The organism is Nocardiopsis nanhaiensis (assembly GCF_054778635.1).
In genome coordinates this window covers 50,090-67,379 of the sequence record NZ_BAAGZJ010000033.1, presented here as the reverse complement: position 1 = coordinate 67,379, position 17,290 = coordinate 50,090, and the positions used below count along the sequence as shown (strand labels likewise).

Sequence of the window (17,290 nt, the reverse complement as noted above, 5' to 3'; positions counted from 1 at the left end):
AAATATTAGGAACATATTTTTATTTTGGCAAGCGGCCGCCGACACCGCGCCGCACAACCCGCCGTCAACCCCTCCGCTGCCGACCGGGCCACCTGCTGAGCTACAGTCCGGGGGCGGACTGGACTTCGGGAGGCGGCGTGGGCACGGTCGGACGGGGCTCGAACGGCGCCCCGCGGCGCCCGGTGGGCCGAAGATCACTGCTGCTCGGCGGGGGCGCCCTCCTCGGCGGCGCGGCGGTGTTGGGCGCCTACGGCTGCACCCGCGGGCAGCGCTGGGACGTGGCGGTGATCGGCGCGGGCATGACCGGACTCTCGGCCGCGCGCAACCTGGTCGACCACGGGCTGTCCGTGGTCGTCCTGGAGGCGCGCGGCCGGATCGGCGGCCAGCTGTACACCGACCACGCGTTCAGCGCGGTCCCTGTGGAGCTGGGCGCCGGGCTGATCCACGGCCGGGAGACCTACACCTGGGAGCTGGTGGAGGAGGCCGGTGCCGAGGCCGTCCGAGTGCGGGCCGGGAACGGGGTCTCCGAGCCCCTGGAAACCCCCGAACGGCCCCGGGACGACGAGGACGCCGCCGCCTACCTGCACCGGATGGGCGTCCCCGAGGACAGCTGGCCGCCGGTGTCCGTCGACAACGAGTCACTGGACCGGTGGAGCGCCGTCTGGATGCACGAGTACGGGCTCTTCGACTGGTGGACCGTGCCCCGGGAGAACTTCCGGGTGGTCGACGGATACGACAGCCTCCTGCCCCCGCTCGCGGACGGGCTCGACATCCGCTTGGAGAGCGCGGTGCGCCGGGTGCGCTGGTCGGGCCGGGGCGTGACGCTGGACGTGTCCGGCCCCGAGGGCGGGGAGGAGGTCCGCGCCGACCGGTGCGTGGTCGCCCTCCCCATAGGGGTCCTGAAAGCGGGAGACGTGACCTTCGACCCCGCACTCCCGTCCAGCCACCGCGACGCCGTCGACGCGCTGGACCGCACCGACGCCCTCAAGCTCGTGTACGAGTTCGACCGCGCGGTCTTCCCCGCCGACGAGGACGCCCTGGGCTGGGAGGCGGACTCGGGGTTCGTGTTCTGGTGCCTGTCCAGGGAGGACCCGGAAGTAGTCGTGGCCTGGGCTGCGGGTGACAGCGCACGCGGGCTCCTCGCCGTGCCGCTGGAGGAGCGGTACAGCGCCGGATTGGCCGCCCTGTCCGAGGCACTCGGCGAAGAGGTGCCCGAACCGACCTCCCGGACCACCCACGACTGGGCCGCCGACGAGTACAGCAAGGGCGCCTACCTGTTCGTCCCACCGGGGGCGCACGACGCCCCGGACGCGCTCGCGACTCCGCTGGAGGGTGTCCTGTACTTCGCGGGTGAACCGACCACCGGCGAGAACACCGTCGAGGGGGCCTACGTCAACGGCTACGACACGACCCACGGCCTGATGGCCGAGCTGTGACCGACGCTCCGGCGCTGGGGGTGGGACGCCCGCGTCCCGAGCACCGGCCGGCGGCAGCCGCCTACACTTGCGAGGACGGCGGCGCGATGCTCTCTTCGGAGCCACCGATTGCCCGATATGCCTCGAATGACCAGTTGTGATGCAATATCCCGTGGGTTCGTGACCCGCGAGGGCTCCGACACCGCGCAACAGCACAACAAGCAGAGGGAGGTTGGCGATGACCAACCGCGCGTACGTGATCGCAGGGTCCGAGGCCACCGGCGGCGCCGGGATCCAGGCCGACCTCAAAGCCTTCCAGGAACTGGGCGTCTACGGGGTGGGGACGATCACCTGCATCGTCTCCTTCGACCCCAAGAACAACTGGGGCCACCGCTTCGTCCCGGTCGAGCCGGGCGTCATCGCCGACCAGATCGAGGCCGCCACCGCCTGCCACGACCTCGACGTCGTCAAGATCGGCATGCTCGGCACCCCGGACACCATCGACGTGGTCTCCGAGGCCCTCCAGCACCAGCAGTGGCGGCACGTCGTGCTCGACCCGGTCCTCATCTGCAAGGGCCAGGAGCCCGGCGCGGCCCTTGACACCGACAAGGCCCTGACCGCGCAGATCCTTCCGCTCGCCACGGTCATCACCCCGAACCACTTCGAAGCCCGCACCCTCGCCGGGATGGAGTCCATCGACACCGTCGACGACCTCGTCGAAGCCGCCCGCCGCATCCGTGAGCTGGGCCCCCGGCACGTGGTCGTCAAGGGCGGCACCGAGCTGCCCGGCCCCGACGCCGTCGACGTCTACTTCGACGGCGAGGAGGTCACCGTCCTGAGCGCTCCGAAGATCGGCGAGGAGCGGGTGAGCGGCGCGGGCTGCACCTTCGCCGCGGCGATCACCGCCGAGCTGGCCAAGGGTTCCGAGGTCGGCGACGCGGTCCGGACCGCCAAGACGATGGTCCGGGGCGGCATCGCCGAGCGTCTGGGCACCCACGCGCCCTTCGCCTCCGTCGTGCCGATCGCACCCGCCGACTCCTAGACCTCATCGGCCCCTAGACATCCCTGAGGGTGTCACTGCTCACCACCGGCACATCTGAGGCCGCGAATCTGATTGAGATCCTCCACAGCGGACAGGGCTTGTAATGAAGCCGTTACCAAAGGAGGCTCACATGTCCGAGAAGGACAAGGCCGAGAACAAGTTCGACGAACTCAAGGGCAAGGCCAAAGAGGGCGCTGGCAAGGCCACCGGTAACGAGCAGTGGCAGGCCGAGGGCAAGGCCGAGCAGACCAAGTCGAAGGTCAAGCAGGCCGGCGAGAAGGTCAAGGACGCCCTCACCCCGGACAGCAAGCCCAAGGGCGACAAACCCAAGGGCGAGCGGATGGGCGACTAGCCCGTAACCCGGAGCTTTGGGGAGGTCCCACGCGAGGGGCCTCCCCTTCGTCATGCCTGAGCCGATACCACTCGCGGCGGGGCCCGACCGGTGACACGCACCGGCTGTTCCCGGGTCAGCCCTGTGCCCCGGGAACCTCCGCGGGCGGGGTGTCGCCCAAGGAGACCAGGAGTCTGCGCAGCAGGTCGGCGAGCTGGGCCTGCTCGGTCCGGTCCAGCGCCTCCAGGAGGCGCGCCTCGTTGGCCACGTGGCCCTCGACCACCCGGTCCACCAGCTCCCGCCCCTTCTCGGTGAGGGTCACCAGCGTGCGCCGTCGGCTGGCGGGATCGACCTCGCGGTAGACCAGCTCCCGGCGGACGAGGCGGTCGACCCGGTTGGTCATGGCGGCCGAACCCACCATGGTCATCCGGACCAGCTCCTTGGCGGTGAGCTGGTAGGGCTCGCCCGCGCGGCGCAGGGTGGCCACCACGTCGAACTCCCAGGACTCCAGGTCCTCCTCGGCCAGGAAGTCGTTCACCCCGCGGCCCAGCATCCGCTGCAGGCGCGCCATACGCCCGATGACCTCCATCGGGGACACGTCGAGGTCAGGGCGCTCACGGGCCCACTGCGCGAGGAAAACATCGACGGCGTCGTTCATGCGGCGATCATAACGCCGCGCCCCTTGACGGGCGGAGACCATCCGGCCTAATCTTTCGACATCGAACATTTCAACATCGAAGGATAGCCGTATGACGCCCCCCGTATCCGTTGCCGAAGCCATCCGCACCCGCCACAGCATCCGCCGGTTCCGCCCCGACCCGATCCCCGAACAGCGCCGCCATCCGGGCCGACGCCCATTTGCCCGCCTCGCCTTCGGCGAACGGTACGGGGAGCAGCTGTGACCGGCCGCGGCCGGATCGCCGCCGACTCCCTGCTCACCGCCCTCGCCCCGGCCGTCTGGGGGAGCACCTACCTGGTCACCACCGAGTACCTCCCACCCGACCGTCCACTCCTCGGCGCCCTCGTCCGTGCCCTGCCCGCCGGACTGCTCCTTCTGCTCTTCTGCCGGGTCCTGCCCAAGGGGATCTGGTGGTGGCGCGCGCTCGTCCTGGGCACCCTCAACATCGGCGCCTTCTTCTACCTGCTCTTCGTCACCGCCTACCTCCTGCCCGGCGGGGTCGCGGCCCTGGTACTGACGGTGCAGCCGGTCATCGTGATGGTCCTCGCCGCCCTGCTGCTCCGGGACCGGATCCGGCTGCCGCACGTGCTCGCCTGCCTGCTCGGCGCGGTCGGCGTCGGCCTGCTGGTGGTGGGCCCCGAGGCCGCGCTGAACCCGGTCGGAGTCCTTGCCGGGCTGGCCGCGGCGGTCTCCATGGGCACCGGGCTCGTCCTCGCCAAGCGCTGGGGCCAGCCCGCGGGTGTGGGCGTGCTGGGCGTGACCGGCTGGCAGCTCACCGCGGGCGGGCTCGTACTGCTCCCCGCGACGCTGCTCTTCGAAGGGCTGCCGACCGCGGTCAGCCAGACCAACCTCGCCGGGTTCGGCTATCTGAGCGTCGTCGGCGCCCTGCTCGCCTACGCCCTGTGGTTCCGCGGCCTGGAGCGGCTACCGACCCTGGCGGTGTCCTTCCTTTCCTTCGCCAGCCCGCTCACCGCCACCCTCCTCGGTTACCTGGTGCTCAACGAGACCCTGACACCGGTCCAGGGGTTGGGCGCGCTCGCGGCGGTCGGGGCGGTGCTGCTGGTGCAGGTCACCGCGCACCGACCACCGCGCCCCTCAGACGAGGGGAACAAAACCCAGCCGGAGCCGGTGCTCACCGGCGAGCAACTGGTGGCCGGGGAGGACGCCCGGTCCGCACGAAGCTGAGCCCAGGCCCTGGTGGGCCAGGTCCAGGTGCAGGTGCACACGGCCGTCCGGGGTCAGCTCGTGGGGATGCCGGGCCGCGTCCAGCGCGTGGTCGCTCCACCGGCGGGCCGTCAGGTCGAACTCCCGGTAGCCCTCGACCCGCAGGCCCGACCCGTCCGGGCGGCGCAGCTCCGCCCAGCGGACCCCGGACCGGTTCCCGTTCTCCTGCGGACGCAGGTACGGGGTCTGGAGCCCGTCCACCGTGCTGGTGAACCGTCCGACCCGCACACCCTGGCCCATGTCCCGGTAGGCCTCGCCCGGCCCGCATCCGAACCACTCCACCGTGTCCAGGTCCGCGGGCACCGTCAGGCCCAGGCCCAGCCGGGGCAGCGGGCAGATCCACTCCCCCGTCGCCTCAGCCGTCAGGTCCAACCACAGCACTCCAGCCGACGACGTCCACCAGTACTCCACGTCCATGCCCAGGTCACGCGCGGCCGGGGCGACCCTGGTGCGCACCACCAGGGCATCCTCGTCCACCTCCGCCGAGACCAGGCGTTCGGTCAACCGGTCCAGACCGAGCGCCCGCCAGAAGGGGGCCACCGCCATGCCGTGCAGGCCCTCGTCGTTATCGGTCGGGGCCCGCCACAGGTCCAGCCGCGGCGCGCCGACCTCCAGCCCGCCCAGCGCCCGCAGCGCCCCGGTCCGCTCGTCGAAGAAACCGGCACCGACCCGGACGAGGCTTCCCCGCTCCATCGGGGTGGAGGGGGTGCCTTCGGATGCGGTGGGGATGTCGCGGACCAGCACCTGGCCCCAGGAGACCTCGTGGCCCGGCTCGGCCCAGGGGGTCTGCTCCGCCAGGTGCGCGGAGACCGTCAGCCAGGTCTCGGTGGTCGGACCTGCCCCCTGAGCGGGGCGTGCGGGGGCTGCAAGCAGTTCGCGGAGTGCCGACAGCGTCACCTCCGCGCTCTCGCCGGGGCCGATGACCGGGACGTCCACAACACCCTCAGCGACCAGAACGCCCTCCCGCTCCGCCCGCCAGCGGAACTCCAGACCGGCGGTGTCCTGCACCTCCCAGTGGTTGGCCACCGCGACGGTCGGCGCTCCGCCCTGCGCGCCCCGGTCCACGGAGATCCTGACCGGGGCGAAGGTCCTGGCCAGCGCGGTCAGACCCGGCCCCGGCGCGCGGTCCGGGAACAGCAGCCCGTCCGCCACGAAGTTGCCGTCGTGCAGGACCTCGCCGAAGTCACCGCCGTAGGCGAACCACTCCGTGCCGTCCGCCTCCCGCCGTCGGATCCCGTGGTCGATCCACTCCCAGACGAACGCGCCCTGGCAGCGCGGATACCGCTCGAACAGCCGCTGGTACTCCTCCAGCCCGCCCGGCCCCGCACCCATCGCGTGCGCGTACTCGCACAGCACGAACGGCAGGCCGCGCCGGTGGGCGTCGGCCTCCGGGTCCTCCGTTGCGGGCTCCGCGCCCCGGCCGATCGCGTCGACCTCGTCGTGCGGGGCGTACATCCGCGAGTACACGTCCACGAAGGAGCTGTCCCGGTCGCCCTCGTAGTGCACCAGCCGGGTGGGGTCGTGCTCGCGGGTCCACTCGGCCATGGCGCGCAGGTTCTGTCCGGTACCCGCCTCGTTGCCGAGCGACCACAGGATGATGCTCGGGTGGTTGCGGTCCCGCGCCACCGTGCGCCGCATGCGGTCCAGGTAGGCCTCGCGCCAGCGGGGGTCGTCGGAGGGGTTGTTCCGCCACTCCACCACCTCGAAGCCGTGGGTTTCCAGGTCGCACTCGTCCACCACCCAGAGCCCCAGCTCGTCGCAGAGGTCGAGGAAGTCCGGGTGCGGCGGGTAGTGGCTGGTGCGCACGGCGTTGATGTTGTGCCGCTTCATCAGCAGCACGTCCTCGCGCATGGTCTCCCGCGGAACCGCCCGCCCGTGGTCTGGGTGCCACTCGTGCCGGTTGACCCCGCGGAGCAGCAGGGGGACACCGTTCACCCGCAGTTGCCCGCCCTCGGTGTCCACCGTCCGGAAACCCACCCGCAGCCGCACCCTCTCCCCCGGCGCGACCACCTCGGCGTCGTACAGGCGCGGAACCTCCGCCGACCACGGATCCACCGGACCGACCTCGTGGGTGCTCCCGGTCCGGACCCCTGCGAGCCCCAGTTCGGGCAGGTCCACCACGGCCTCCGGCGAGCCCACGACGTCCACCTTCAGAGTGCCCTCCCCGGTCCGGTGGTCGTATTCGGCGCGCACGGTGACGTCCTCGACCCCCTCGGCGGGCCGGGCGAGCAGGGCCACGTCGCGGAAGATCCCCGACAGCCACCACATGTCCTGGTCCTCCAGGTAGCTCCCGGACGACCACTGGTGCACCCGCACCGCCAGCACGTTGCGTCCCGGCCGCAGCAGGTGTCCCACGTCGAACTCACTCACCAGGCGGCTGCCGGTCGCGAAGCCCACGTCGGCCCCGTTCAGCCACACCCGGAAACACGAGTCCACTCCGTCGAAGCGCAGCACCGCACCCTCCGCTTCGGAGGTCCCGTCTCCCGTGGCCGCACCGCCGCCGGCCGGCCACCCCTGTGGCAGCTCGAACACCCTCCGGTAGTCCCCGGTCGGGTTCTCGTCCGGGACCCTTGGCGGCTCGAGGGGGAAGGGGTAGTGGATGTTCGTGTACGCGGGGGCGCCGTAGCCGTGCAGCTGCCAGTGGGAGGGCACCGTGAGCTCGTCCCAGTCGGCGTCACGGAAGTCGGGCCGCTCGAACCCGTCGGTCGCCAACCGGGCTTCGGGCCGCAGCCGGAACCGCCACGCGCCGTTCAGGTCCAGCGCCGGCGCGTCCGATGCCAGCCGGGCGCGCGGTACGCGGGCTCCGGCCGAGGGGCCGAAGCCGTCGAGGTAGTTGGGGAGAATAAGGGACACTCAGACCTCCGTGAAGTGCAGCAACAGGACCTGGGCCGGGTTGAGGTTGGGCATCTGCAGTCCGGACCGGGCCAGCACGGCGCCGGACGCGACCGTCTCCCGCTGGAACCACTCGGGCAGCACCTGCTGCATGGTGGACGGCCACCCGGTCTCCTGCCGCCAGACGACCCGGTACCGGCGGTCCTCCCGCAGGCCCGGGATCCGGAGCCGTCCGGGCAGTGCGCGTACGGAGGACTCCAACCGGGCGTACCGGAACACCGCCTCGCCACCGTCCCGGGACACCACACCGTCGAGCTGGTCGGCCGGATCGGTCGGGTCCGCGTGCACCGGGTCCCCCGAGTGCAGCAGCTGCCGCAGCTCCTTGTACAGGCCGATCCAAGAGGTCAGCGCCGCGAGCTCGTCCTCCGAACAGCCGGTGACGTCCCACTCGATGCCGGCGTGCGACATCAGGCTGGTGAGCAGTCGGGTGGGCAGGTCTGCGGCGCGGCCCGTGGTGTGCGCCTCGGGCCCGCCCACATGGCTGCCGACCAGCTCGGGCGGCAGCAGCAGCCCGGTCCAGCGCTGGATGGCCAGCCGCTCCAGGGGATCGTTGGTGTCCGAGGCCCACACCCGGTCGGTGCGGGCGATAATGCCCAGGTCGACGCGGCCGCCGCCGGAGGAGCACGACTCGATCTCCAAGCCGGGGTGGCGTTCGCGCAGGCGGTCGAACAGCTCGTAGGCCGCCAGGGTCTGACCGTGCACACCCGCACCACCGGTGGGTACGTGTACCGCCTCCATGAGGTCCCGGTTGTGGTCCCACTTCAGGTAGTCGATCCGGTACTCGGTGACCAGCGCGTCCAGGCGCTCGAACACGTACTCCAGCGCCTCCGGCCGGCCCAGGTCCAGCACCTGCTGGCTCCGGCTGGGCGGCGGCAGGTGCCCTTCGGGTGCGAGCATCCAGTCCGGGTGTGCCCGGACGAGGTCGGAGTCGGGGTTGACCATCTCCGGTTCCACCCACAGACCGACTTCCATGCCCAGGGACCGGACGTGGTCGAAGAGCGGGTGAAGGCCCTCCGGCCACACCTCGGTATCCACGGTCCAGTCGCCGAGCCCGGCGGTGTCGTCGCGGCGGCCCTTGAACCAGCCGTCGTCCAGCACGAAGCGTTCCGCCCCGATCCGCGCGGCGGTGTCGGCGAGCTCCTTGAGTCGGCCCAGATCGTGGTCGAAGTAGACCGCCTCCCAGGTGTTGAGGACCACCGGCCGGGGCGAGGAAGGGTGTTCGGGGCGCGCGCGGAGCCACCGGTGGACCCGCGCGGACATGCCGTCCAACCCCTGATCCGACCAAGAGAGGCATACCCACGGCGTGCTGTAGGACTCTCCCTCGGCCAGCCGCACTTCGCCGGGGTGGAGGAGCTCTCCGCCCGCGATCACCGCGTCGGCCTGTCCGGCGCCCTCGGGGAGGCGCTCGGCCAGGTGGACGTTGTCCCCGCTCCAGCCGACGTGTGCGCCCCAGACCTCACCGTGCCGGAACCCGAAACCGCTGCTGCCCGCGGTGAGAAGCAGGGGTGCGTCGTGGCCGGAGCGTCCGCGCCGGGAGGCGCGCATCCGGGTGCCCATGGTGAGCGCTTGGCGCTGCGGGGAGCGCTCGCGGATCCACCTCCCGGTCAGGTCCAGCACCTCCTCCGCCTCCCGCGGTAGCGGCAGGCTGACGTGGAGCGCGTCCAGAGTCCACGGGACGGTTTCGAGATTGGTGACGGTGTTGCGCGCCCGGACCAGCCCGGAGGCCTCCATCCGCAGTTCGCACCGGGCCCTCAGCCCGCCGCCCTCGACGGTCGCCGTGACGCGACCGCCTTCGTCCGGGCCATCCGCCCCTTCCAGGGGGTCGACGACCACCTCGGCCGGGCCCCACTTCGGGTAGGTCACGCGCCCGTCGTGGTGTCCGGCCAGCCCGGGGTGCCCGCGCCAGCCCTCCCCCTGCGTGGGCAGCAGCGACACCCAGGTGGGCACGTCCACCCCGTTGTTGGCGGCCGGGGCGGAGGCGGCTACGGCCAGCCCCTCGAAGTCGGGAAGGTCCGCTCCCCAGTGCAGGACGTGCGGCATGCCGGAGTCGGGAACCCCGAGGACCAGGGCGGTCCCAGCGGCCCGGAGTTCGATGGTGCGGTTGGTCATCCCTTGCTCGCTCCCAAGGTCAGTCCGGCCACGAAGTGGCGTTGCGGTGCACGGTGGCCCCTCCAGCACGCCACTGAGCCGTGAACGCAGTCACAGGGGAAACCTCCCCATAGTCGGCACCCCCTCCATGTCATGTCAACAGACATCAACTATTTCCAACAAAAAATGGCCGGGAAAGCCAAGAATTGACACCCCCACCGAACATCTGGACACTGTGATCGAACAAGATCCAACATTGATCGCTCGGGAGGGCGGATGCTGGCCGCGCAACGGCAGGAGTTGATCCTCGAACAGGTCCGGCGGGACGGGGGCGTCCGTGTCACCGAGCTCGTCGAGGCCTTCTCCGTCTCGGACATGACCGTCCGGCGCGACCTGGACACCTTGGAGCACCGGGGTGAGCTGCGCAAGGTCCACGGCGGTGCGGTCGCCCCCGAGGGGGCCCGCACCGAAGAGCCCGGGTTCGAAGCGAAGTCGACCCGCCAGTCCGCGGAGAAGCACGCCATCGCCCGCGCCATCGCCGAGCTCGTCGAACCGCACAGCGCGGTGGGACTGTCCGCCGGAACCACCACCGCCCTGGTCGCCGAGTACCTGCGCCAGACACCCGGGCTCACGGTCATCACCAACTCGATGCACGTGGCCGAGGTGTTCTACCAGTCAGAGCGCACCGACCAGACCGTCGCGCTGACCGGTGGTTTCCGCACCCCCTCGGACGCCCTCGTGGGTCCGATCGCGCTGGCCTCCATCCGAGGGCTCAACCTGGACACGCTCGTCCTCGGTGTACACGGCATCCACGAGCGCGCCGGGTTCAGCACGCCGAACCTCTTGGAGTCCGAGACCAACCAGGCGCTGGTGGAATCCGCCGACCACCTGGTGATCGCCGCCGACCACACCAAGTGGGGCACCGTCGGGATCAGCACCATCGCCCCGCTGAGCCGCTGCGACGTGCTCGTCACCGACGACGGCCTGGGCCCGGCCGCGCGCGAAACCCTCCAAGACCGCGTGGGCCGCCTCGTGGTCGCCGACGTCCCCCCGGAGAGCGCATGAAGAAGACCACCGCCCGCCTGGCCGACGGCCGCGAGATCATCTACTTCGACGAGTCCGGCGGCGACCGGGAGGAGTCCCCGGACCTGCGGGACCTGCCGCCCGCCGCGCCCGGTTCGCAGCTGCGGTGGGACCCGCTGGCCCGCGAGCACGTGGTGGTCGCCGCGCACCGCCAGGGCCGAACCCATCTGCCGCCGAGCGACGAGTGCCCGCTGTGCCCCTCGGACGGCGGTCGGCTGACCGAGGTGCCCTCGTCCTCCTACGACGTGGTGGCCTTCGAGAACCGGTTTCCCTCCCTGAGCGGCGCCGAGGGCCGCTGCGAGGTGCTCTGCTTCTCGTCCGACCACAACACCTCCCTCGCCGAACTCGGCACCGGCCGCCTGCGCACCATCGTGGACGCCTGGGCCGACCGCACCCAGGACCTGTCCGCACGGGACGGGGTAACGCAGGTGTACGTCTTCGAGAACCGGGGCCCCGAGATCGGGGTGACCCTGCACCACCCGCACGGGCAGATCTACGCGCTTCCGTTCGTCACCCCTCGGACCGAGCGCGACCTGGAATCGGCCCGCCTGCACCTGGAGGAGACCGGACGCGACCTGTTCGCCGGCATCCTGGAGTCCGAGCAGAAGGGTTCCCGGGTGGTGCTGAGCAACGAGCACTGGACCGCCTTCGTCCCCGAGGCCGCCCGCTGGCCGGTGGAGGTGCACGTGTACCCCCACCGCGCCGTGCCCGACCTACCCGCGCTGAACGACGCTGAGCGCGACGCCTTCGCCGCGCTCTACACGGACCTCCTCGGCCGGATGGACCGGCTGTTCGACGCCCCGCTGCCCTACGTGTCCGCCTGGCACCAGGCCCCGGTCGGCGACCCGGTGCGACGCCGACTCGCCCGGCTGCGCCTGGAACTGTTCTCCGTGCGCCGCGCACCCGGCAAACTCAAGTACCTGGCCGGGACCGAGTCCGGCATGGGTGTGTTCATCAACGACGTGGCCCCCGAGACCACGGCCACGCGACTCCGAGAGGTCTGACCGTGAAGCTCCTCGTCACCGGCGGTGCCGGTTATATCGGCAGCGTCGTCACCGCGCTCCTGGTGGAGGCCGGGCACGAGGTCACCGTGCTCGACGTGCTCTCCGCCGGACACCGTGACGCCGTCCCCCCGGGCGCGACCCTGGTGGAGGGCGACGTCCACCGCGCCGCGGAGGTGCTCGACCCGTCCTTCGACGCCGTCCTGCACTTCGCAGCGAAGTCGTTGGTGGGCGAGTCCGTCCAAGAACCGGGACGGTACTGGGCCAACAACGTGGGTGGAAGCCTCGCCCTGCTGGAGGCCATGCGCACCCACAGTGTGGGCAGCCTGGTGTTCTCCTCCACCGCCGCCACCTACGGCGACCCGCCTTCGGACGCGCCGCTGCGAGAAAGCGACCCCGCCGTGCCCACCAACCCCTACGGCGCGAGCAAGCTCGCCGTGGACCACATGCTGGCCGGGTGGGCCGAGGCCCACGGGCTGGGCGCGGTGAGTCTGCGCTACTTCAACGTGGCCGGCGCGCACCGCGGCTGCGGCGAGCGCCACGATCCTGAGACCCACCTCGTCCCGAACCTCCTCCGAGTGGCCACCGGCGAGGTCCCGCACGCCTCGGTCTTCGGCACCGACTACCCCACCGTTGACGGGACCGCGGTCCGCGACTACCTGCACGTCGCCGACCTGGCCGACGCCCACCTGCGCGCGCTGGAGCACGTGGCCCCCGGTACCCACCGGGTGTACAACCTGGGCAGCGGCGGCGGGTACACCGTGCGCCAGGTTCTGGCGGCCGTCCGGCAGGTCACCGGACACCCCGTCCCGGTGGTGGACGGGCCGCGGCGGCCGGGCGACCCGGCGGTGCTGGTGGCGGCCAACGACCGCGCCCGCCGTGAACTGGGCTGGGAGCCGCTCCGGACGCTGGACGAGATGGTGGCGGACGCCTGGGCCTTCGCCCGAGGACGGGAGGTGACCGCGTGAGCACCGGGACCAACACGGGCGCCGGGCCCAGTGCGGGAGCCGGAGCCGACACCGGCGCCGGAATCGACACGGACGGCCTCTCGTCGGAATTCCGGAAGGCGTTCGGAGCCGAACCGGACGGGGTGTGGACCGCCCCGGGACGCATCAACCTCATCGGCGAGCACACCGACTACAACGACGGTTTCGCCCTGCCCGTCGCCCTGCCCCATTCCCTGACCGTGGCCGCCGCCCGCCGTGAGGACAGGGTGGTGCGGCTGCGCTCCCGGCAGTTCTCGGACGTCATCGAGGCGCCGCTGGCGGAACTGTCCCCCGGGTCGGTCCCCGGCTGGGCGGCCTACCAGGCCGGTGCCCTGTGGGTACTGGCCGACGAGGGCTACCGCTTCGGCGGGCTGGACCTGCTGGTGGACAGCTCCATCCCGACGGGGACCGGGTTGTCCACGTCCGCGGCGGTGTGCTGTGCGACGGTGCTCGCCGCCACCGGCCTGAACGGGGCTGAGCCCGCACCGGCCGAGGTCGCGCGGTTGGCCCAGCGCGCGGAGAACGACTTCGTGGGCATGCCCTGCGGGATCATGGACCAGTCCGCAGTGATGCTGTCCGACGAGGGTCGGGCGCTGTTCCTGGACTGCCGTTCACTGGAGACCGAGCAGGTGCCGTTCGACCCGGCCGCGCACGGACTGTCGCTGCTGGTGGTGGACACCCGGGCACCGCGCCGCCTGGTGGAGGGCGCCTACGCCGAACGGCGGCGCTCCTGTGAGGAGGCCGCGCGGACCCTGAGGGTCTCCGCGCTACGCGACATCTCCTCCGAGGGCTTGCCCGAGGCCTTGGCCGCGCTCCCCGACGACGTGACGCGGAGCCGTGTACGGCACGTGGTCACCGAGAACGCCCGGGTTCTGGACACCGTGGCCCTGTTCCGCGCCGGTCGGCCCCGTGAGGCCGGTCCGCTGTTCACCGCTTCGCACGTCTCCCTGCGCGACGACTACGAGGTGAGCGTCCCCGAGGTGGACGCCGCGGTGGAGGCCGTGCTGTCCGCGGGCGCTTTGGGCGCGCGGATCACCGGGGGCGGCTTCGGCGGCTGCGTGATCGCCTTGGTGGACTCAGGCCGAACGGAGGCCTGCGCGGAGGCGGCGCGCGAGGCGTACGCGGAGCGGGGGTTCGACGCACCGGTGGTCTTCACCGCCCTGCCGTCGGCCGGCGCCCGCCGCCTCCGCTAACACCTGATGATCCTGCCCCCAGCTCCACCTTCGGCGGCCGAGGGTGGAGACAGGGGCAAGATCATCGCCGGTTAGCGGGGTCACCACTCGGCGGAGGCGAGAATGTCGTCGGCCTCCGCCATCTCGTAGCCGTCCACCACCAGGATCTCCGGACCGTCCAGTAGCCACATCCGCTGGACGTAGTAGCCCAGATCGCCGGTGGCCGGGTCCATACAGGTCGCGGAGCCCTCGGTACGGGTGGCGCTCTCCGTACCCAACTGCACCTCGTCCAGGTCCCACTCCCCGGCCCCTCGGAAGTAGGGGGAGGTCTCGGGGTGCACGCCCTGGCCGCTCGGACAGGGCGCGGGGTTGCTGGACGGACCGTAGGCGCTGTTCGGTCCCCCGTTCTCCAGGCTCTGCAGGGGAGCGAAGCCGGCACCGCCGTACTGCATGGCCCCGGGCCCGAGGACCTTCAGGTGTTCGCAGCCGGTGGTGGTGTCGCCCCACTCCCATGCCTCGCCGTCGCCGTCCAGCGGGCCCTCGGAGTCCTCGGTGCACACGGGATCCTGGTCCTCCGGGTACAGCACCAGCCAGTCCTCGACGACGGGCTCACCCTCGGAGTCGGGGACATCGGACTGGAAGGACTCATCGGACAGGGTCTCAGCGGCCCACCCCTCGGGAAGGGAGACCGTCATCCCGCGGTACTCGACCGTCTCCTCTGGGTCCTCGTCCTCGTTCTCCGGGCCCGGATCGGCTTCGGCCGCCTCCTCGCCCCCGCCGAACGGCAGGAGGGGTTCACCCGCGTAGACGCGGCCGCCCATCCAGCCTGCCGCGCCCACCGCGAGCGCCAGGGCGCCGGCACCGACGCCCAGGAGCACCTTGCTTCCCAGAACGCCCCCGGCGGCTCCGCCGACGGCAGCGGTCCCGGCGGCACCCCCGGCCGATGCCGCCGAACCGGTGGCGCTCGCCAGGGCCGCACCCGCCACGACCCACCGGCCCGCACCGCGCACCTCCTCGAAGCCCTGCCAGGACCGGCCGACCAAGGCGCGCAGCCGGTCCCTGGTGGCCTGGCCCTGGGCGCCCGGACCGCCGAGCACGAGGACTGCACCGAGCGCCTCCACCGCGTGCGGGCGCTCGTCCGGTTCCGGTGACAGTGCTGCGGCGATCAGCGGGCGGAGCTCATCGGGGAGCCCGTTAACGTCGGCCTGGCCGGACCGGGCACGTTCCAGGAGGGTGTTGGTGTCACCCGAACCGAACGGTCCCCGCCCGGTGGCCGCATAGACCACCAAGCCCGCCCAGGCGAACATGTCGGCCTTCGGGGTTCCGGTGGAACCGGACAGGCGCTCGGGCGCCACCCAGCCGGGGGTACCGAACACCCCCCGTTCCGCGCTCGCGTCCCCGGAGTCGCGAGCGATCCCGAAGTCGAGGACCCTCGGTCCCTCCGGGGACAGGACGACGTTGGCCGGTTTGACCTCCCGGTGGGTGATCCCGGCGGCGTGGATCGCCGAGAGCGCTTCCGCGGTACCGGCCGCGAAGGCCAGCAGCCGTTCCCCGTCGAGAACACCGCGGTCGCGCACGTGCGCGGTCAGCGTGCGCCCGGGAACGAAGGATGTGGCGAGCCACGGCTGTTCGGCGGCCGGGTCCGCGCCGAGAATGGCGGGGGCGCAGTCCGCGTCCACCCGGCCCAGCAGCTCTGCCTCCTGGGCGAACTGTTCCCGGTACACGGGGTCCGCGGCCACGTGGGGGTGGACGACCTTGACCGCGACTCGGCCTCCGTCAGGGGCAAGAGCGCCGTACACGGCACCCATGCCGCCAGCGCCCAACCTCCCCACCAAGGAAAAGGGACCGACGGCGACGGGGTCGTCCGGACGGAGCGGGGCGAAACCCGAAGGCAGGGGGGTCATTCCTTCGACTCACTTCTCGTTGGTTGACTGACTCCCCGTGTGACTCCCCTGACCCTACGGAGGTTCGGCCCCGCATCTGAAGACCGTCCCGACTGTGCGTTCACCGACGCCGTCCGGTCGGCCGTCCGCATCCGGTGATACGCGGGGCCGGTTATCGGCGTTCGAGGACCTCTTCGACCGCGTCGGCCGCCGCATGTGCCCCGCCCGCTTCGGAGATCTCGCCGCGCATCCACACCAGGCGCTCGTGGACGGCGGGGTCGTCGGCGACCCGGCCCACCGCCTTCCAGAGGCTGTCGGCGTCGAGGTGCTCCGGGTCCAGGGCGAGACCAAGGCCCAGGGCCTGTACGCGGTCGGCGTTGGCCCGCTGTTCGGCCATCTGGGGCAGGGCGACCATCGGCACCCCGGCGTCGAGGCCCTCCATCGTGCCGCCCATGCCGGCGTGGGTGACGAACACGCTCGCGTGCCGGAGCACCGCGAGTTGGGGCACCTGTGGGTGGACCTCGACGTTGGGCGGGAGTACTCCGAGGTCGGCGGGATCGGTGGCACCGATCGCCATGACCACCTGCCAGGGCAGGTCGGCGGCGCTCTGGGCCACCATCCGGTAGAAGTCGGGGCGGTCGTTGTAGGAGGTGCCCAGGGAGACCAGGACGACGGGGGCGTCCGAAGGCGGGGACCAGTCGCTCTGGAAGGCGCGGCCGGTGAGTCCGGGGCCGACGAACCGGTACCCCTCCCGGAAGGTGTCGCCCTCGTATTGGAAGGCCCGGGGCAGCATGACCAGCCGGTCCGCGGCACCGGTGCCTTGAAGGAAGGAGCCGACGTCGGTGATGCCCTGGCTCTTCAGGTACCGGCCGATGCGCAGGATCATGAGCAGGAAGCGCGGGCTCAAAGCGTTGAACGTCGTGTAGTCGTGGTGCAGCGACCAGTGCTTGTTGCTCACCAGGTTGGGCCAGGTCTCGACGGCGGGAACACCCCACTGCCGGGCCAGCATCCGCCCCCACCAGGCAAGCGGGCCGTCATGGACGACGAGGTCCGGGGCCTCCCGGTTGACCTGGGATGCGTGGACCACCTTGGTCTCCCCCAGCAGCATCCCCATCGCGCGGACGAACTCCTTGCCGTGCATCTGCGGCACCGCACCGGCGCTTCGGGACCACGTGCTGGGGGCGGGAACGTATTCGGCGCCGGTCTCCTCGATGCGCTCGGCGAACACCTCAGGGGCGGCGAACGTGACGCGGTGACCGCGCCGGACGAGTTCGGTGGCCAACCCGAGCATGGGGTTGACGTGCCCCGGCCCTTTGGGGGCGAAGAAGGCGATGTGGACCATGGGCCCAATATACGGAGCGGGCTCCGGCCGGGAGGGTCCCCGCATGCCGGGCGGTGTCCGGATGCGGGCGCACCCTTGCTGGGAGCGTTTCCATGCAGGAGGCTTCAGGGGTACGGAGCACAGGGGGGACACCCCCGCCCCTGGACGGATCC

14 protein-coding genes are annotated in these 17,290 nt (G+C 71.7%); 9 read left to right on the top strand and 5 right to left on the bottom strand.

Annotated features, from left to right (window positions below):
- Nucleotides 1-137 precede the first annotated feature (137 nt).
- The 3 genes from ACYVD1_RS17400 to ACYVD1_RS17390 all read left to right on the top strand — a co-directional run bounded on the left by ACYVD1_RS17400 (nucleotide 138) and on the right by ACYVD1_RS17390 (nucleotide 2,809).
- Entirely contained in the window at nucleotides 138-1,436 is a 1,299-nt protein-coding gene (locus tag ACYVD1_RS17400; protein WP_460773593.1) for a flavin monoamine oxidase family protein, read from the top strand.
- A 217-nt stretch (nucleotides 1,437-1,653) separates the two neighbouring features.
- On the top strand, nucleotides 1,654-2,457 hold the full coding sequence (gene thiD, locus ACYVD1_RS17395) for a bifunctional hydroxymethylpyrimidine kinase/phosphomethylpyrimidine kinase (RefSeq protein ID WP_460773591.1): 804 nt from the start codon (nucleotides 1,654-1,656) through the stop codon (nucleotides 2,455-2,457).
- Between the two features lie 130 nt (nucleotides 2,458-2,587).
- Nucleotides 2,588-2,809 carry a CsbD family protein gene (locus ACYVD1_RS17390; RefSeq protein WP_460773589.1) on the top strand — a complete coding sequence of 74 codons (222 nt, stop codon included), beginning with the start codon at nucleotides 2,588-2,590 and terminating at the stop codon, nucleotides 2,807-2,809.
- A gap of 115 nt (nucleotides 2,810-2,924) precedes the next feature.
- Here the strand turns inward: ACYVD1_RS17390 and ACYVD1_RS17385 are convergent, their stop codons facing one another.
- Nucleotides 2,925-3,446 (bottom strand): MarR family winged helix-turn-helix transcriptional regulator, encoded by a 522-nt coding sequence (locus tag ACYVD1_RS17385; RefSeq protein WP_460773587.1) that lies wholly within the window; start codon nucleotides 3,444-3,446, stop codon nucleotides 2,925-2,927.
- A gap of 91 nt (nucleotides 3,447-3,537) precedes the next feature.
- Here ACYVD1_RS17385 and ACYVD1_RS17380 point away from each other — a divergent pair, with 91 nt between their 5' ends.
- Both ACYVD1_RS17380 and ACYVD1_RS17375 read left to right on the top strand, forming a co-directional pair.
- Complete coding sequence (locus ACYVD1_RS17380; RefSeq protein WP_460773585.1) at nucleotides 3,538-3,690, top strand: hypothetical protein; 153 nt, start codon at nucleotides 3,538-3,540, stop codon at nucleotides 3,688-3,690.
- A complete protein-coding gene (locus ACYVD1_RS17375; RefSeq protein ID WP_460773582.1) occupies nucleotides 3,687-4,652 on the top strand; it encodes an EamA family transporter in 966 nt (321 codons plus the stop codon). The genes ACYVD1_RS17380 and ACYVD1_RS17375 overlap by 4 nt, the downstream gene beginning before the upstream one ends.
- On the opposite strand, the gene ACYVD1_RS17370 is transcribed toward ACYVD1_RS17375, so the two are convergent.
- Nucleotides 4,563-7,544, bottom strand: coding sequence for a glycoside hydrolase family 2 TIM barrel-domain containing protein (locus tag ACYVD1_RS17370; RefSeq protein WP_460773580.1), 2,982 nt, complete (start codon nucleotides 7,542-7,544; stop codon nucleotides 4,563-4,565). The two genes, ACYVD1_RS17375 and ACYVD1_RS17370, sit on opposite strands and share 90 nt — an antisense overlap.
- Complete coding sequence (locus ACYVD1_RS17365; protein WP_460773577.1) at nucleotides 7,545-9,692, bottom strand: alpha-galactosidase; 2,148 nt, start codon at nucleotides 9,690-9,692, stop codon at nucleotides 7,545-7,547.
- A gap of 255 nt (nucleotides 9,693-9,947) precedes the next feature.
- On the opposite strand from ACYVD1_RS17365, the gene ACYVD1_RS17360 reads away from it, so the two are divergent.
- From ACYVD1_RS17360 to galK, 4 genes are all read left to right on the top strand, one after another.
- Complete coding sequence (locus tag ACYVD1_RS17360) at nucleotides 9,948-10,736, top strand: DeoR/GlpR family DNA-binding transcription regulator (RefSeq protein ID WP_460773574.1); 789 nt, start codon at nucleotides 9,948-9,950, stop codon at nucleotides 10,734-10,736.
- Nucleotides 10,733-11,758, top strand: a complete 1,026-nt coding sequence (gene galT / locus ACYVD1_RS17355) for a galactose-1-phosphate uridylyltransferase (RefSeq protein ID WP_460773571.1) — start codon at nucleotides 10,733-10,735, stop codon at nucleotides 11,756-11,758. Before ACYVD1_RS17360 ends, galT begins: the two co-directional genes overlap by 4 nt.
- 2 nt (nucleotides 11,759-11,760) lie before the next feature.
- On the top strand, nucleotides 11,761-12,723 hold the full coding sequence (gene galE, locus ACYVD1_RS17350; RefSeq protein ID WP_460773569.1) for a UDP-glucose 4-epimerase GalE: 963 nt from the start codon (nucleotides 11,761-11,763) through the stop codon (nucleotides 12,721-12,723).
- A gap of 62 nt (nucleotides 12,724-12,785) precedes the next feature.
- Complete coding sequence (gene galK, locus ACYVD1_RS17345) at nucleotides 12,786-13,934, top strand: galactokinase (RefSeq protein ID WP_460773619.1); 1,149 nt, start codon at nucleotides 12,786-12,788, stop codon at nucleotides 13,932-13,934.
- A gap of 80 nt (nucleotides 13,935-14,014) precedes the next feature.
- On the opposite strand, the gene ACYVD1_RS17340 is transcribed toward galK, so the two are convergent.
- Both ACYVD1_RS17340 and ACYVD1_RS17335 read right to left on the bottom strand, forming a co-directional pair.
- Nucleotides 14,015-15,817, bottom strand: a complete 1,803-nt coding sequence (locus ACYVD1_RS17340; RefSeq protein WP_460773566.1) for a serine/threonine-protein kinase — start codon at nucleotides 15,815-15,817, stop codon at nucleotides 14,015-14,017.
- 151 nt (nucleotides 15,818-15,968) lie between these two features.
- Nucleotides 15,969-17,138 carry a macrolide family glycosyltransferase gene (locus ACYVD1_RS17335; RefSeq protein ID WP_460773563.1) on the bottom strand — a complete coding sequence of 390 codons (1,170 nt, stop codon included), beginning with the start codon at nucleotides 17,136-17,138 and terminating at the stop codon, nucleotides 15,969-15,971.
- Nucleotides 17,139-17,290 lie beyond the last annotated feature (152 nt).

Excerpts from the sequence above, each read along its gene's own strand:
- thiD (WP_460773591.1), top strand. The coding sequence starts at position 1,654 with ATGACCAACCGCGCGTACGTGATCGCAGGGTCCGAGGCCACCGGCGGC.
- ACYVD1_RS17390 (WP_460773589.1), top strand. The coding sequence starts at position 2,588 with ATGTCCGAGAAGGACAAGGCCGAGAACAAGTTCGACGAACTCAAGGGC.
- ACYVD1_RS17385 (WP_460773587.1), bottom strand. The coding sequence starts at position 3,446 with ATGAACGACGCCGTCGATGTTTTCCTCGCGCAGTGGGCCCGTGAGCGC.
- ACYVD1_RS17380 (WP_460773585.1), top strand. The coding sequence starts at position 3,538 with ATGACGCCCCCCGTATCCGTTGCCGAAGCCATCCGCACCCGCCACAGC.
- ACYVD1_RS17365 (WP_460773577.1), bottom strand. The coding sequence starts at position 9,692 with ATGACCAACCGCACCATCGAACTCCGGGCCGCTGGGACCGCCCTGGTC.
- ACYVD1_RS17360 (WP_460773574.1), top strand. The coding sequence starts at position 9,948 with ATGCTGGCCGCGCAACGGCAGGAGTTGATCCTCGAACAGGTCCGGCGG.
- galT (WP_460773571.1), top strand. The coding sequence starts at position 10,733 with ATGAAGAAGACCACCGCCCGCCTGGCCGACGGCCGCGAGATCATCTAC.
- ACYVD1_RS17340 (WP_460773566.1), bottom strand. The coding sequence starts at position 15,817 with ATGACCCCCCTGCCTTCGGGTTTCGCCCCGCTCCGTCCGGACGACCCC.
- ACYVD1_RS17335 (WP_460773563.1), bottom strand. The coding sequence starts at position 17,138 with ATGGTCCACATCGCCTTCTTCGCCCCCAAAGGGCCGGGGCACGTCAAC.